Origin of the sequence: Nitrincola iocasae, from assembly GCF_008727795.1 — a bacterium.
Lineage (GTDB): Bacteria > Pseudomonadota > Gammaproteobacteria > Pseudomonadales > Balneatricaceae > Nitrincola > Nitrincola iocasae.
Window position 1 is genome coordinate 607,333 of sequence record NZ_CP044222.1, and the last position, 15,351, is coordinate 622,683.

At 50.2% G+C, this 15,351-nt stretch carries 11 protein-coding genes; 2 read left to right on the forward strand and 9 right to left on the reverse strand.

Annotated features, from left to right (window positions below; all coding sequences use genetic code 11):
• Positions 1-108: 108 nt before the first annotated feature.
• From panC to dksA, 8 genes are all read right to left on the reverse strand, one after another.
• Positions 109-957, reverse strand: a complete 849-nt coding sequence (gene panC / locus F5I99_RS02865) for a pantoate--beta-alanine ligase (RefSeq protein ID WP_151053560.1) — start codon at positions 955-957, stop codon at positions 109-111.
• Between the two features lie 5 nt (positions 958-962).
• Positions 963-1,754: a 3-methyl-2-oxobutanoate hydroxymethyltransferase gene (gene panB, locus F5I99_RS02870; RefSeq protein WP_151053561.1), complete on the reverse strand. Its 792-nt coding sequence runs from the start codon at positions 1,752-1,754 to the stop codon at positions 963-965.
• A 42-nt stretch (positions 1,755-1,796) separates the two neighbouring features.
• Positions 1,797-2,285 carry a 2-amino-4-hydroxy-6-hydroxymethyldihydropteridine diphosphokinase gene (folK, locus tag F5I99_RS02875; protein WP_151053562.1) on the reverse strand — a complete coding sequence of 163 codons (489 nt, stop codon included), beginning with the start codon at positions 2,283-2,285 and terminating at the stop codon, positions 1,797-1,799.
• Positions 2,278-3,777, reverse strand: a complete 1,500-nt coding sequence (gene pcnB / locus F5I99_RS02880; RefSeq protein ID WP_151053563.1) for a polynucleotide adenylyltransferase PcnB — start codon at positions 3,775-3,777, stop codon at positions 2,278-2,280. The genes folK and pcnB overlap by 8 nt, the downstream gene beginning before the upstream one ends.
• Positions 3,778-4,252: 475 nt before the next feature.
• Positions 4,253-5,602: a sigma-54-dependent transcriptional regulator gene (locus F5I99_RS02885; protein ID WP_151053564.1), complete on the reverse strand. Its 1,350-nt coding sequence runs from the start codon at positions 5,600-5,602 to the stop codon at positions 4,253-4,255.
• 11 nt (positions 5,603-5,613) lie between these two features.
• Positions 5,614-8,544 carry an ATP-binding protein gene (locus F5I99_RS02890; RefSeq protein WP_151053565.1) on the reverse strand — a complete coding sequence of 977 codons (2,931 nt, stop codon included), beginning with the start codon at positions 8,542-8,544 and terminating at the stop codon, positions 5,614-5,616.
• 165 nt (positions 8,545-8,709) lie between these two features.
• Positions 8,710-9,588 (reverse strand): tRNA glutamyl-Q(34) synthetase GluQRS, encoded by an 879-nt coding sequence (gene gluQRS, locus F5I99_RS02895; protein ID WP_151053566.1) that lies wholly within the window; start codon positions 9,586-9,588, stop codon positions 8,710-8,712.
• Between the two features lie 15 nt (positions 9,589-9,603).
• Positions 9,604-10,035 carry an RNA polymerase-binding protein DksA gene (gene dksA, locus F5I99_RS02900; protein WP_151053567.1) on the reverse strand — a complete coding sequence of 144 codons (432 nt, stop codon included), beginning with the start codon at positions 10,033-10,035 and terminating at the stop codon, positions 9,604-9,606.
• Positions 10,036-10,239: 204 nt separating this feature from the next.
• Here dksA and F5I99_RS02905 point away from each other — a divergent pair, with 204 nt between their 5' ends.
• Positions 10,240-11,409, forward strand: coding sequence for a pyridoxal phosphate-dependent aminotransferase (locus F5I99_RS02905; RefSeq protein WP_151053568.1), 1,170 nt, complete (start codon positions 10,240-10,242; stop codon positions 11,407-11,409).
• Here F5I99_RS02905 and F5I99_RS02910 read toward each other — a convergent pair.
• Positions 11,406-12,935, reverse strand: a complete 1,530-nt coding sequence (locus tag F5I99_RS02910; protein ID WP_151053569.1) for a bifunctional aminoglycoside phosphotransferase/ATP-binding protein — start codon at positions 12,933-12,935, stop codon at positions 11,406-11,408. The genes F5I99_RS02905 and F5I99_RS02910 overlap by 4 nt on opposite strands.
• A 46-nt stretch (positions 12,936-12,981) precedes the next feature.
• Here F5I99_RS02910 and mrcB point away from each other — a divergent pair, with 46 nt between their 5' ends.
• Positions 12,982-15,342: a penicillin-binding protein 1B gene (gene mrcB / locus F5I99_RS02915; RefSeq protein ID WP_151053570.1), complete on the forward strand. Its 2,361-nt coding sequence runs from the start codon at positions 12,982-12,984 to the stop codon at positions 15,340-15,342.
• Positions 15,343-15,351 lie beyond the last annotated feature (9 nt).

Genomic DNA, 15,351 nt, shown 5'->3' on the forward strand with positions numbered 1-15,351 from the left:
TGTAACTAATTCCTGATGTAAGGTGTCAGTAGGTTTTGAGTCTGCGTGAACAGGCTTGTTTCTGTCAAGCAGATAGAGCTTAGACCATTGTCTTGTTGGCGTTTCAATTCAGAGTTCCAGCTCAAGGTTGTCGATCAGTCTTGCTGGGCCCATCCAGGCAGCTGCCAGTATCACCAGAGTTGAATCGCTATCTGTTGCTGGTGCCAGGTCGCTGCGTCTGACAATACGAAAGTAGTCGCGGCGAAAGCCGGCGGCTTCTAGTCGTAGGGTGGCTTCGTGTTCCAGTTGGCTGAAATCCCGGCGTCCTTGTGTCAGCGCTTCTGCTGTTGTGCGAATGATGCGTTGCAGTGCAGGTGCCTGTTCAAGCTCCTGAGTAGAAAGATAACCGTTACGGGAGCTGAGAGCCAGACCCGAATCGGCACGTACAACGGGTACTGAGATAATTTCAGTGGCTATGCAAAGGTCACTGACCATTTTACGGATGATACGCAGCTGTTGATAATCTTTTTCACCAAATACGGCGATATCCGGCTGGACGATATTAAATAATTTACATACAACCGTGGTCACACCGCTGAAGTGGCCGGGTCGTGTTTCACCACAGTAGAGGTCAGATAGCACAGGCACTTCCACTCGGGTCTGGCTGTCACGGCCACGTGGGTAGATTTCCTGTTCAGTTGGTGCAAACAATAGATCACAGCCAGCTTCCTGGAGTTTGTTCTGGTCTTCAATCAGCGTACGAGGGTAGCTGCTGAGGTCTTCATTACGACCAAACTGCAAAGGGTTCACGAAAATGCTGGCAACCACGGTATCGGCGGCGGCGGCCGCTGTTTCAATCAGTCGAATGTGGCCGTCATGCAGGTTACCCATAGTGGGGACCAGGGCGACAGTGTTACCAGAATGGCGGCAGCTTCTCAGCTCATCACGCAGCCGGGCAATAGTATCAAACGTTCGCATGTGACTTAAAAACTCTCATCCTGATTGGGGAAGCTGCCGTCTTTTACCGCTTCATCATATCGACGTATAGCTGTCTCGATGCTGTCAGCATTAGCCATGAAATTTCGAGTGAAGCGAGGCTTGCGTCCGGTGGTAATGTTGAGCATGTCATGCAGCACCAGTACCTGTGCATCGGTATGCGGTCCAGCACCTATACCGATTACGGGAATGTCCACATTGCGAGTGATTTCTTCGGCCAGCAAGGTCGGTACACACTCTAGCAGTAATAAGCTGGCACCCGCTTCTTCGAGTAAGCGGGCGTCTTCAATCATCTGCTGCGCAGCGGCATGATCTTTACCCTGAACGCGATAGCCACCCAAGCGATTGACCGCCTGCGGCGTCAAACCCAGGTGAGCACAGACAGGAATGCCGCGCTCGGACAGTAGACTGATGCTTTCTGCCAGCCAGGCGCTGCCTTCCAGTTTGACCAGGTGTGCACCGGACTGCATCAGTTTTCCGGCACTTTGCATGCACTGCTCAACTGTGGCATAGCTCATAAAGGGCAAGTCAGCCATAATCATGGACCCCTGATTGCCCCGGGCTACTGCGGCGGTGTGGTAGATCATGTCCTCCAGGGTCACTGGCAGCGTGCTGTCGTGCCCCTGTAATACCATGCCCAGCGAGTCGCCAACCAGAATCATTTCAATACCGGCAGAGCTTACCAAGTGTGCAAAAGTTGCATCATAGGCGGTCAGTACCGAAAATTTACGGCCTTTCTGTTTGAGGCTTGTTAGTGTGTGAAGTGTGATGTTACTCATAGAGGGGTTCCAGACTAATTCGATCTGTCAGTAAGCGCTGTATTATAGCGGTAACTGTTCAAGAGTGCCCATTGGACAATCTGCTAGGTAGGGCATTAATTTGCTACCGTCCGGCAGAGTGAGATCCGACTCAAGGTCAGCCAATGGCCGCAATACAAAGTTGCGCTGTGTCATGTAAGGGTGTGGCACCTTCAGGCGCTCATTATTAATAGATTCATTGTTATAGAGTAGCAGGTCCAAGTCCAGGGTACGGGGTCCCCAGTGTTGAATACGTTTACGCTGATGCATCTGCTCCAGTTGTTGCAATGCATCCAACAGTTCAAGGGGCTGTAGTGAAGTTTTCAGTTCGGCAACGGCGTTTATATAATCAGGTTGGCCGGCAGGACCTACAGGTTCTGAGCGATACAACGCAGAGTGCCGTGTGACTCGGATCCCGGGAAGGTCGTTCAACTCGGTCAGCGCACTTCGAACCTGTTCAACCGGGTTGTTCAGATTGCTGCCAAGGCCAATAAAGCACCGTACCTCACTCATTGGGTTTGCTGCTCGGTTTACGACGTCTGCGGCGACGTTTGCGTGGTTGTTCATCAGCGGCTATGTCCGTGTTAAGTTCCCGACGCTGAACCTCATTACCCTTCTGATACTCTGTCCACCAGTGACCAAGTCCGTCCAGATCCTCGCCTGCTGATTCCCGCAGCAGAATCAGGTCATAAGCAGCTCTGAATCTGGGGTGTGCCATCAGTTGGTCAGCCTTTCTGCCTTGATGCCTTGGTAGACGGAGCTGCAGCTCCCATATTTCACGCATGGGTGCTGAAAAACGCCGAGGGATGGCGGTGGCTTTGACCTGGGCTGAAAGTACCTGGTTGGCGGCTTCATGCAACGCCTGCAGTGGCGGGAGATCGTCCTCGTCGAGAATCTCCAGGTAGCGCTGATAAAGCGGGTACCACAACAGGGCCGCAAACATAAAGGCCGGCGTTACACTTTTTCCCTGCTCCAGGCGTCTATCTGTATTCTTGAGTACATGTTGAATCAGTATTGGGGTCGGCCATTCCGGATTGTCCAGTATCTCTTGTGTTAACGGAAACAGGTAGCGGAACAGGTCGAAACGTTGCATCTGCCGATAGGCCGCCGCACCGTAGCCTGACTGAAGCAGCTTCAGCGCTTCATCAAATAAACGTGCCGGCGCTATGCGGCCCAGCAGTGGCGAGAGTTCGTGGATCGGTGCGGCTGTGGCAGGTTCTATGTCAAAATTCAGTTTGGCAGCAAAGCGTGCCGCCCGGAGCATTCTGACCGGATCTTCACGGTAACGCTGTGCCGGTTCGCCAATCATGCGAATGATGCGTTGCTGCAGATCCGGATAACCGTTGGCAAAATCATAAATGCTGTAATCGCGGGCGCAGTAGTAGAGTGCATTGACGGTAAAGTCACGGCGCAGTGCATCTTCTTCAATGTTGCCGTAGACATTATCTCTGAGGATCATGCCGCTAGCTGACTGACGCCCCTGTTCTCCGTCATCATTATCTTCACTGTCATGGCCAGCCCTGAAGGTTGCCACTTCGATCAGCTCGCGGCCAAAGCGGACATGCAGGAGCTTGAAGCGGCGACCAATGAGGCGGCCGCGGTGGAAAAGCTCAACCGCTTGTTCTGGGTGTGCTGAGGTAGCGACATCAAAATCTTTAGGTTTCTGTCCCAGTAATATGTCGCGGATACAGCCGCCGACCAAAAAGCAGTCATAACCGGCATCATGTAAACGGTAGACCACTTTCATGGCGTTATCGTCTAAGCGCTGTCGTGGAATACGGTGTTCTTTCTCTGGAATAATGCGCTTTTCGCCCAGCGGTAAGCGTGGGTAGCTTGTGGGCTCCTCTGCTTGAGCACTTTGAGTTTTGATGTTTGACTCTGCGACTGTCTTGTTGGGTGCTACTTGTTGTTTGTATCGTCTGTAAAGCACGATAGCAGTCAAAATTATTATAGCAATTACAGTAGCGATGATTAGCCATTGCTCTTGTGATAGTTCTTCAAACATCAGGTGTTATTCTTCCAGAGGTGACTTAAAATGGAAAATTTTGGCAGATGATACCAGTTTAGCGCGCAGGGGTGTTAGTTTAGCGGTGGGTATAAAGGAGTGGAGTGCTGAAAGCAGAGTGCAACAAAGCTTGTTTTTGTTTGAGCACTGTCCTGAGTGTTGTTGTCACTCTGCTATCAGCTAAGCCCCGTTGTTATTTTTATTCGAGGTTTTTAAGTATTTTCTCTTCCTGTCTGACGTTATTAGTTTTATTGGTGTCAGTATGAAACTTTTTTTATTTTTATTGCTTTATATAAAGCAGTAACTGTGCCAGTTTTTTTAATTTGTTGTTTTTATTGTGTTAGTTAAAAAATGTATGCTTTTTTGATCTGAACGCGCCCTTAGTTTGTTACCCTTCTGCACAACATATGTTACCTGCTTGTGTAGAAAGGTAACAGTTAAAAACCTACTGATTTCATATAGTTAGACTTTAGTATTAGGGTTGGGCTGTGTTTTTGGATTTTCGGGGTATGCCCAATTTTTGTCGCTTTTCCCAGAGGCATTTGCGGCTCACGCCTAGGCTTTTCGCCAGGTCAGTCTCATTCATGAGGTGCTGGTTTTCCAATACAAATTTAAGAAAATAATCATCCAGGGTGTGCTCAGCTTTATTGGGCTGGGCTGGTGTTGCTGTATGGGGTTCAGAGGGCGTTAAGGTCTGTTGCGTTGTGTCTAGTCCAAGTAGCTCCGGTGTTATCGTGTGGTTGTCAGCCAGAATAACGGCACGTTCAATGGCATTTTGTAGCTCCCTGACATTACCGGGCCAGGTGTGCTGTAGCATGGTCTGAACAGCTGCTGGACTGAAGCTCAGGCTAACATGGTGTTTGCTGCACTGCTCTTTTAAAAATACCTGTGAAAGCTCGATAATGTCTTCGCCACGCTCGCGCAGAGGAGGCATCTTCAGTTCCATGACATAGAGTCGGTAGTAGAGGTCTTCACGAAAGCGTCCTTCCTGAGCCAGGGTTTTTAAATCCCGGTGAGTTGCTGCAATTAAACGTACATCAACACGTTTTGCATGGACTGAACCCACTCGGCGGATTTCTCCCTCCTGCAGGAAGCGCAGCAAGCGCGCCTGAGCTTCAAGTGGCAGCTCGCCGATCTCATCCAGGAACAGAGTACCACCATCAGCGGCTTCAATCAGACCACTACGGGGGGTATCGGCCCCGGTGAACGCACCTTTCTCATGGCCGAACAACTCTGATTCAATCAATGTTTCCGGAATTGCCGCGCAGTTGACGCAGACCATGGGAGAGGCCGCTCTGGAGCTCTGTTGATGAATGCTTTTAGCAGCCAGCTCTTTGCCGGTCCCGGACTCACCTAGAATCAGCACTGTCGCATTGGTCGATGCTATTTTATTGATGCGCCGGATTAAGTCCTGAATTGGCTCACAGGAGCCATTCAGTAAGGGTTTGATTATATTCGGGGCAGGTGCTTCAGTCTCATCGGGTTGTATCAGCTTGGCGATAACCGCCAGCATCTCTTCGTGGCTGAAGGGTTTTGCTATATATTCCGCTGCACCCATTTTGATTGCATCAATAGCAGAACGCATGCTGGCGTAGCTAGTCATGATCAATACGGGCGTGGTTCCTGCGTGTGCAATTAAGTCGGTGCCCTGCGCGCCCGGGAGTCTCAGATCACTGATGATCAGATCATAGTGATGCTTGGCTGTCAGCGGGAGGGCTTCGGCGACACTGCCTGCATCGTCCACGGTATAGCTGTGCTTTTCCAGCAGACGTTTCAGTGCGGCGCGGATGACAAGTTCATCCTCAACAATCAGAATTCGGCTCATAATTGGACCTGTTACTCTAATCCCTGGCCGGTCGGAGAATCTGGTTCCGTCCAGGCGGGAAGCTGAATAATTACCTGAGTGCCTTTTTTCTGTTTTTTGTCGGCAGGACTGATGAACTCAATATTACCACAATGTTCAGTAATTATATTGTAGACCAGTGCTAATCCCAAGCCAGTTCCTTTGCCGGGTTCCTTGGTGGTGAAAAAAGGTTCGAAAATTCGCTCTTGCAGGTCGGGGCTTATGCCGCAGCCTTCATCAATAATGCTCAAGGCGACCCAGCTCTCTTCAGTTTTTGCTGTCACTCGGATGGTTGAGTAATCGGGAGACGCATCACAGGCATTATTCAATAAATTGACCAGCACCTGCAAAAGCAACTGATAGTCACCGGTGCAGTAGAGCGCAGGCTCCAGGTCGGTCAGTATATTGACTGAGCGGCGCGTTTCATCAAAGCGCATCAGGTCAATGGCTTCCTGAATACAGGCATTTAATGATACAGCGGAGAGGTGGCCGATATGGTCAGTTTGACCTGTATGTGCAAAGCGTATCAGTGATTGAACGATACGGCTGATACGTTGTGTTTGCTCAAGAATAGCTTCGCCGGTGTCCAGGACCTCCGGTTGTTCAGTTTCCAGCTTGAGGTTTTGTGCCAGGCAGGCGATACCGGTAACCGGATTGCCAATTTCATGTGCTACACCTGCTGCAAACCGACCTATTGATGTCAGGCGCTCGCTATGAACCAAGCGGTTGGCCAGTAGTTTATGTTCAGTTTCATCTTCAATCAGAATAATACAGCCTTGTTGTCCGCCTTCAATATCGGTTTTGTGCAGACTAAACCAGTATTGCTGATGTTTCAGTTCAAGGCGTAGTGCTGGTTGATACGTAGTGTTTTGCTGGCAGAAGTGACTTAGTAACTCAGACCAGGGTGAGGGGAGTTCAGTTGGCTTCAGTCCGAGGACAGCTTCAGGAGCAATGCCAGTATAGTCCACCATAGCCTGATTCCAGAACAGAATATGTTGGCGCTCATTCAGGGTGCACACACCAATAGGGAGGTGTTGCAGGGTGGAACGATGGTAGCGGCGGATTTTGTCCAGCTCAGCCGCCAGTCCGGATAAGCGCTCACTATAGCTTTCCAGTTGTTCTTCCAGTAAATGTATTTCTCGGCCACGGAAGGCGTTCCCGCCGGAAAGTGTTTGTGGGCGTAGTAAAGCAGTAGCTTCGGCTGGCCCCAGTAGACCGGATAGGTTGTTTTCCAGAATGTTGCGTAGCCTGAGCAGATCCAGGGGCCTGAGTTTGTTGGTCATGGGTAGATCCAGAAGCTTCAGGGCAACTTCAATTTCTCGTTGTGCGGATGTTGCCCCTAAGCGGCTGGTTAGACGGAACTGCAGATCTTCAATTGAGTCATTGTCGGGTCCAAAGCTGGACTTGGGCCGGGGTAGTGCATTCAACACACAGGCGACTGCTGTTTCTTCTTCATCGGCTGAAAGCTTAATTAACCAGGAGCCAGTAATTAGCAGCAGTGCATTGATCACCAGTGAAATAATGGCCCACCAATACCATTGATCCAGAAGTCCTGGTGTGATTTCACTTAGCTGCGGGCTCAGTATTGGGACGAGGATGGCTATGAACCAGATCAGCATGCCAGCACACAGGCCCAGCAAAAAGCCAAAGCGACTGGCTTTTTGCCAGTATAAGGTTGCCATTAGTCCGGGTAGAAATTGCAGAAAACCGATAAAGGTAATTAAACCTAGTTGAGCCAACGGAAAACGATTGCCGACTAAAAGATAGACTAAATAGCTACCGGCCATGACCAGCAGGATTAAACTACGGCGTAACCATAGCAACCAGCTGTAAAAACGTTCTGTATCGGGCAGTTTGATCACTGGTAGCAATAAGTGATTCTGTAGCATTGAAGCCAGTGCAACATTGGCAACAATAATGACCCCGCTGGAAGCGGATAAACCACCGACAAAAGCAGCAACAATAAACCAGTCCTTTTGCAGCACATGCCCCAATTGAATCAGTAGGAAGTCTGGATCTGTGTTGATATGCAGCTTGGCTGCACCCCAGAGTAATACTGGTATACAGATTGCCATGACCAGCAAAAGCAGCGGCATTACCCAACTGGCAAGCATCAGGCTGCGCTCAGATGCATTTTCACTAAATAACAAGTGAAACATGTGTGGTGTGATAAAGGCCGCAGCAAAAAAAGCTACCAGTAGAATCTGCCAATTGTTTCCAGCGGGTAGGGCCTGTAGCCGGTGCAGTTGATCGGGATGTTCATTGAGCCAGTTGGCGAGTTCAGTTGTTCCACCGAACAGGGTAAAGATTATAAAGCCGGCCATGGATAATAATGCCAGCATTTTGACCACTGACTCTAGTGCGATGGCAACCATCAGACCGTCGTGCCGACTGCGAATAGATGCCTGACGAGCCCCGAAAAGCATGGAGAATACAGAAATGATAAGACAGAAAATCAGTGCGACATGTTCACTGGATACGCGTTCATCAAAGTGACTCAGGCTGTTTGAAAAAGCCTGAATTTGTATGGCGATCAGCGGCATGCTGATGATGACTATCAGCAGGGTTATAAAGCTGCCAGTCATGGCGCTTCGGTAACGAAAGGCAAACAGATCAGCAAGTGAACTTAACTGATGGGTGCGAGCAATTCTCAGTAAAGGTAACAGGATCAGGGGGGCTAGAACAAAGGTGACTGTAGCGCCGAGGTAGGAAGCTAAAAAGGTAAACCCTGATTCGGCGACAATCCCGAAAGCGCCATAAAAGGTCCAGGCACTGGCATAGACCGCCAAAGAGAGTACATGAATCATCGGGTGGCGCACTAAGGCGGCTGGTAGCAGGCCTCTTTCGGTTAAATAGGCTGTAGCGAAAAGCAATAGCAGATAGCCTATACCCACCAGCAGCAATAGTGAAAGATTAAGTGTCATGCTTGCCCCCCGCCGTTGCTATGGAGAGCCGTTAGCAGAATCATCATTCCCCAGATGGCAAAGGGTAGCCATATCGGACCCTTATAAAGCCAGGCATTTATTAGTGGGGGGAGTAGGGCAAGACCTAGTAGGGATAAAAGCAAAAGTATCCGGTGCTGATGCATACTAGGCCCCTATCGGAATTGACTGGATGGCAGGCACTCGTTCAATGTGCCAGTGGCTGATCGCCCATTGTAGCAGGCTTTCCACTGTCTGGCTTAGCGGCTCCGGTGGGAGTTCCTGGTTTAGGATACGTAGTGCCTGAAGTAGTTCGATAGCAGGATTGCGGTTTTCAAGGGCTGGCGCTAAATTCTGTTTGCTGAGTTTTTGGCCATCGGCTGTAGTCGCCAGTGGAATATGTGCATAGTCAGGTGACGTTAAATTTAAATGTTGTTGTAACTGAATCTGGGCAAAGGTCTCCTGCAATAGATCGGCTCCTCGTACCACCTGGTTGATCTTCTGGGCATGATCGTCGGCGACCACAGCCAGTTGGTAAGCGAACAGGCCATCACGTCGGAAAATGATGAAGTCACCTTGCACACAATTATTGGCTTGCTGAATACCGAGAATACGGTCATTGAAACACAGGTTTTCAAGCGTGTATCTGGCACGAATAGCTGTTTGTGCTTGTTTATCAGGTGGGTGCTTAAGGCAGTGACGGTCGTAATGCTGCAGTGCATTACGTAATTTCAGTTGTTTTCGTGAGCAATCGCAGGGGTAGGCGAGATCCTGCTGTATCAATTTTTCGAGCAGGTGCTGATAATAATCCTGACGCTGATTCTGGTAGATGACCTCGCCATCCCAGTGCAAACCGTAGGTATCCAAGGTGTAGAGGATTTGGTCAGTTGCGCCGGGTTGTTCACGAAGTGGGTCGGGGTTTTCGATGCGAAGCAGCCAGCGCCCCTGCTGGTGTTTCGCATCCAGATAGCTGGCTAATGCCGCCAGCAACGATCCGAAGTGCAGGGGGCCGGTCGGGGATGGAGCGAAGCGGCCCGTGTAGCTCACAGTAGTTTTACCGGATTAGCCGCCGAGCTGTTTTTCCTTAATTTCGGCCAGTGTCTTGCAGTCAATGCAAAGCGTGGCCGTTGGGCGGGCTTCAAGACGGCGTATGCCAATGTCTACACCACAGGCTTCACAGTAGCCATAGTCATCGTCATCGATGCGGTCCAGTGCTTCATCGATTTTACGAATCAGCTTGCGTTCACGGTCACGGGTGCGCAGTTCAAGGCTGAACTCTTCTTCCTGGCTGGCGCGATCAGTTGGGTCGGCAAAGTTAGTAGCTTCCTCTTTCAGGTGGGTAATAGTGCTGTCCACCTCTTCCATCAACTCCTTTTTCCAGGCCAGCAGGATCTCGCGGAAATGCTCTTTCTGCGTTTCGTTCATGTACTCTTCACCTTCGCTGGCCTGGTAAGGTGCTGGATGAGTAATCTGAGATTCGTTATTTGCTGGCATGATATAGCCTCACATCAGACAGAGGGTTGTAGGCTCCGGTTTGGCTGTTCGGAGATTTTAAAAGGCGCTGAAATTACCAGATGATGAAGCAATACACCAGTCTTTACGTAGATATTCTTTCCGATGCTTTAGTGGCAGGCGCGGATAATAATCAACGATTATTGTATAATTGCGTGTTTTACAAGGTATATCAGGACGGTGAAGATGTTCACAAAATGCTCACAGCGGGCTGCTAATATTGAGTCGTTTAAGGTCATGGATCTATTGAAGCGCGCTCGTGAATTAGAATCGCAGGGTTGCGATGTGGTGCACCTGGAAGTGGGTGAGCCCGACTTTGCTACGGCTGAACCGGTTGCCGAAGCGGCTATTGCCGCCATTCGTGCGGGGCGCACTCAGTATACCCCCGCTGCGGGTATTCCTGAGTTGCGGGAAGCTATTGCCGGATATTATCAAACCCGTTATGACCTTAACGTTGATCCAGTGCAGGTACTCGTCACACCGGGCGCATCCGGTGCCTTGCTGCTGGCATTCGCCTTACTCGCCGATACCGGGCAAACGTTTATGATGAGTGATCCGGGTTACCCCTGTAACCGCCAGTTTCTGCGATTTTTACAAGCTGGGGCCCAGTTGGTACCCACCGGTCCGGCTGAACGTTTTCAATTAACCGAAGCCTTGATCAGCGAACACTGGCAGTCTCAGACGGCAGGTGTGCTATTGGCATCACCATCCAATCCAACCGGTACGCTGGTGCCCCCAGAGCAAATGCAAGCTATTGCACAGCGAGTGCGTCAGCTAGGCGGGCAATTAATTGTTGATGAACTGTACCATGGCCTGACCTATGGCGCTGATGCCATGACCGCCCTGCAGGTTGATCCGGATGTATTTGTGATCAACAGTTTTTCCAAGTACTTTGGTATGACCGGGTGGCGTCTGGGTTGGCTGATTGCACCTCCGGAAGCTATAAAAATGATGGAGAAGATGGCGCAGAATCTGTTTATTTCTCCGACGACTGTGTCGCAATATGCTGCCTTAGCAGCATTTCAACCGGATAGCCTGGCTATTTTTGAAGGCCGACGACAGGCTTTTGAGGAGCGCCGAAACTTTTTGGTGCAAGGGTTGAAATCACTGGGCTTTGCTGTGCCAGCCATGCCAGATGGCGCTTTCTACGTCTATGCCGATGCCTCTCATCTGACAGATGATAGCTTCAATTTTTGCTGGTCGCTGCTGGAAGAAAATCATATTGCCGTCACGCCAGGCGCTGATTTTGGCCAATTTGAAGCTTCTCGTTATGTGCGCTTTTCTTATACCACTGGCCTGGTGCAGATAGAAAAAGCCTTACAGCGTATGGCTAAGCGGTTTTCGGCGACCCGCTAGTTGATCAAGAGGTTTTGCGCGCGCAGTTGTGCCAGCAGCTGCTCAATAGCCTCATCGTTTTCTGTGTCAACCGGCAGGGTTAGCATCTGTTCCTCAGACGACAAGGGTTGCCCGGAAGCAAGCTGCTGATGCATGACTTCAATGTCAGCATCTGATGGATCTTTTCCATCAGCAATGCGCCGCGCCAGGCGAGCTTCAATCAGATGTAGTTTGCAACTGCAACTGATGATCCTGACTGGAATACCCAGGCTTTCTGCCATAGCGATATAGTTGCTGCGGGTGCGCTTGCGAATCAGCGTAGCGTCGATGACGACCGATTGCCCTGCTTTGAGAAGTATACGTGCAAGATCTGAGGTGTGATGAAAGGTTCGCATGTTCATATCAGCACCATAAAGCTCGAGATTTTCACCCTGGCGACTGAGTTCTCGATGCAAGCGTTTGCGCTCGCAGTCCGAGCGTAAACGTATGCCGCCAATAGCTTCAACCAGTTGGCTGCTGAGATAGCTTTTGCCACTGCCTGAGACGCCGTGCATTAGGTAGAGTACCGGGGGCGGTGTCGTACAGTAGTTATTAGTCAGTTGTAAATAGTGGCGAAACGCCTGAAAGTCTGGTTGTTCACCCATCAGTGCAACCTTAGCTCTTACCATTGAACGATAGGCTTTATAAAGGTTTAACAGGGGAACGCCATGATAGTCGCCAGTTATTTCAAGGTAGTAATTCAGACAGCGATTGGCCCAGTGCGGCTGGTCATTCGCTTCAAGATCCATCAGCAAAAAGGCTAAGTCTGATAAGGTATCGATCCAACGGAACTGCAGATTGAATTCGATACAGTCAAATAAACGCAATTCATCATGAAACAGGGTGATGTTACCCAGGTGTAGATCGCCATGACACTCGCGGACATGTCCTTTGCGTTTGCGTCTGCGCAGGTTTTTTTCCAGCTCCCTGAAATTTGCGGCCGTTAATTGCAGCAAGCGGTGCAGTTGTGATGCATCTTCCAGGTTGTCGACAACAGTGGAACAGTGCCGATAATTGTCGGCCATCAATTCCCAGAGTGTGTCCGGTTCACCCCAGGGGCTGTCCTGCGCTACAATTGGAATGCGCTGGTGGAAGTCAGCAATCTGTTCAGCGAGCATATCGATCCAGCGTGCTTCGAATAGCTGTTCGGCCAGTCTGCGATCCAGGCGCAGTTGTGGATTAAACTGTGCCATTTTAACGGCATATTCAAAGGGAGCCGAGTTGTCGCCAATCAGCGGTTGATCTTCTGTACCGCTGACGGGAATCACTTCCAGATAGATATCCGGTGCCAGACGCTGATTCAGGCGCAGTTCCTCTTCACAAAAGGTGCGGCGTTGTTCCAGTGTGGTGAAATCGAGAAAGCCAAAGTTGACCGGCTTTTTGAATTTATACGCATACTCACCAGTCAACAGGATCCATGAGATGTGTGTTTCAATCACCTCAATGCTTGTGCACGCATGTGGAAAGTGTGCTGAATTTTGTAGAGTACTGATTAGTTTATAAAACATTACTTTTCTACTGTTGCACCAAGTTATCAGAGATTATACTTGCCCAATGCCAAAAAAGAGAGTCCAAAAAAGTCAATCACGTCGTCGTAAGCCGCAAAAGCGACGTTCATTCAAAGCTTACCTGCTGGGTTTATTGATCAAGCTGGGGCTGTTGTTCAGTATTTTCAGCGTAGTTCTGTTGATTTATGTTGATGGACAGGTGCGTGAAAAATTTGAAGGTAAACGCTGGGAGCTGCCGGCAAAAGTGTATTCACGCCCGCTGGAACTTTATGCCGGTCAAACCCTGTCGATAGATTCTTTGCGTGAAGAGTTGCGTTTGCTGGGCTACCGTTTCGTGGCTTCAGCGAGCCGTGCAGGCACCGCTGAGTTCGCATCTTCCCGTGTGCGGATCTTTACCCGAGGCTTTGCCTTTCCAGATGAGATTGAACCTTCAAGGCAGTTACTGCTGGAATTTTCCGGTTCACGTCTACAGCGAGTTGTGGATGAGCGTGCGGGGCAAAATGTTGCGCTGGCCAGACTGGAGCCGGTGCAGGTAGGCGGGATTTATCCGCGTTCGAACGAAGATCGTGATTTGATCCGGCTGGAAGAAGCGCCTCCTTACTTGAAGGAAGCCCTGATTGTTGTCGAGGACCGTGAATACTATCAACACTTTGGCATATCTCCCAAAGGGATGTTACGGGCAATGGTTGTCAATGTACGTGCTGGTCGCTTTGTTCAGGGCGGGAGCACACTGACACAGCAATTGATTAAAAACTTCTATCTCTCTTCTGATCGTACCCTGTCGCGTAAGCTGCTGGAGCTGCCTATGGCGCTGGCTATGGATTTCAGATACGACAAGGATGAAATCCTGGAGGCATATTTAAATGAGGTGTATTTAGGGCAGTCTGGCGTCAGAGCCGTGCATGGCGTTGGGCTGGCGAGTCAGTTCTATTTTGGGCGCCCGGCGGCTGAGCTTGAATTACATCAGGTGGCCTTGATGGTGGCCTTGGTGAAAGGGCCTTCATTTTATGATCCGCGACGTAATCCGGAGCGTGCCAAGGCGCGGCGGGATCTGGTGATTAATATGCTCGCTGAACATGGCCATATCTCTGAGGATGAGCGGGATCAGGCATTGGCCGAGCCATTAGGTGTGCGCGAAAGTCGACGGCTGCACACCGGCAGCTATCCGGCTTATCTGGATTTGGTCAAGCGCCAGTTGCAAACTGAATACCGTGACGAAGACTTGAGTACTGAAGGGCTGTTGATTTTCACCTCACTGGATCCCTTGGCACAATCAAGAGCCGATTCGGCGGTGTCTAAGGTGTTAGCAGATCTTGAGCAACGTCATGGGGAGCGTGCCGGTGACCTGGAAGGGGCGATGGTGGTTACCGATCCTCGTACGGGTGAAGTGTTGGCCTTAGTCGGTAGTAAGGATACTCGCTTTGAAGGATTTAACCGTGGTTTGGATGCTCGTCGCCCCGTTGGCTCGTTGATTAAGCCGGCTATTTATCTGGCCGCTATCGAGCAGGGCTACACACTGGCAAGTTTGTTAACGGATGAGCCTGTAGATTTACGTATGCCAAACGGGGATGTCTGGTCACCACAGAACTTTGACCGGCAAAGCCATGGTGATGTGATCCTGATTACGGCACTGGCGCGCTCACTGAATCAGTCATCAGTCCACCTGGGGCTGGATGTAGGTTTGCCTAAAGTCATCGATGTGCTCAAACGTCTGGGGGTTGAACGTAATATTCAGGCATTGCCCTCTCTGTTTCTGGGATCGCAGGAGATGACACCGATGGAGATGGCTGAGGTCTATCAAACGCTGGCAGCGGATGGCTTCAGAATGCCGCTGCGCTCTATCCGTATGGTAACAACCGCTGAGGGTGAAGAACTATCACGTTATCCTTTCCAGTTACGCCAGGAGGTGGATGCAAAGTCCATTTATCTGATTCGTCATGCTATGCAAGAAGTCGGGCGTACAGGAACGGCTCGCAGTGCTTACCAGCGTTTGCCTGGAGACTTAAACTTTGCTGGTAAAACAGGTACCAGTAACGATCAGCGTGATAGTTGGTTTGCAGGGTTTACCGGTAATCGTCTGGCTGTTGTCTGGGTAGGGCGTGATGACAATCAGCAACTACCCTTCACCTCAACCGGTGGCGCCTTACCAATCTGGACGGAGTTTATGCATCAGGATCAACCTGAGCCATTGATTTCACGTCGTCCAGCTGGTATTGAATCAGCCTGGATTGATGAAAAAACCGGACTATTATCCGATCCTATGTGTGAAGGTTCGCGTCAGCTGCCGTTTATAACTGGTACAGTGCCGACCATCAGCGTAGATTGTGGTCAATTTCAGCCTCGGTCTGATCCGGGTGAGTCAGAAGAGAATGATTCTGGTGGCTGGTTCAGAAATTTGTTTCGGTGAGGGTTATTA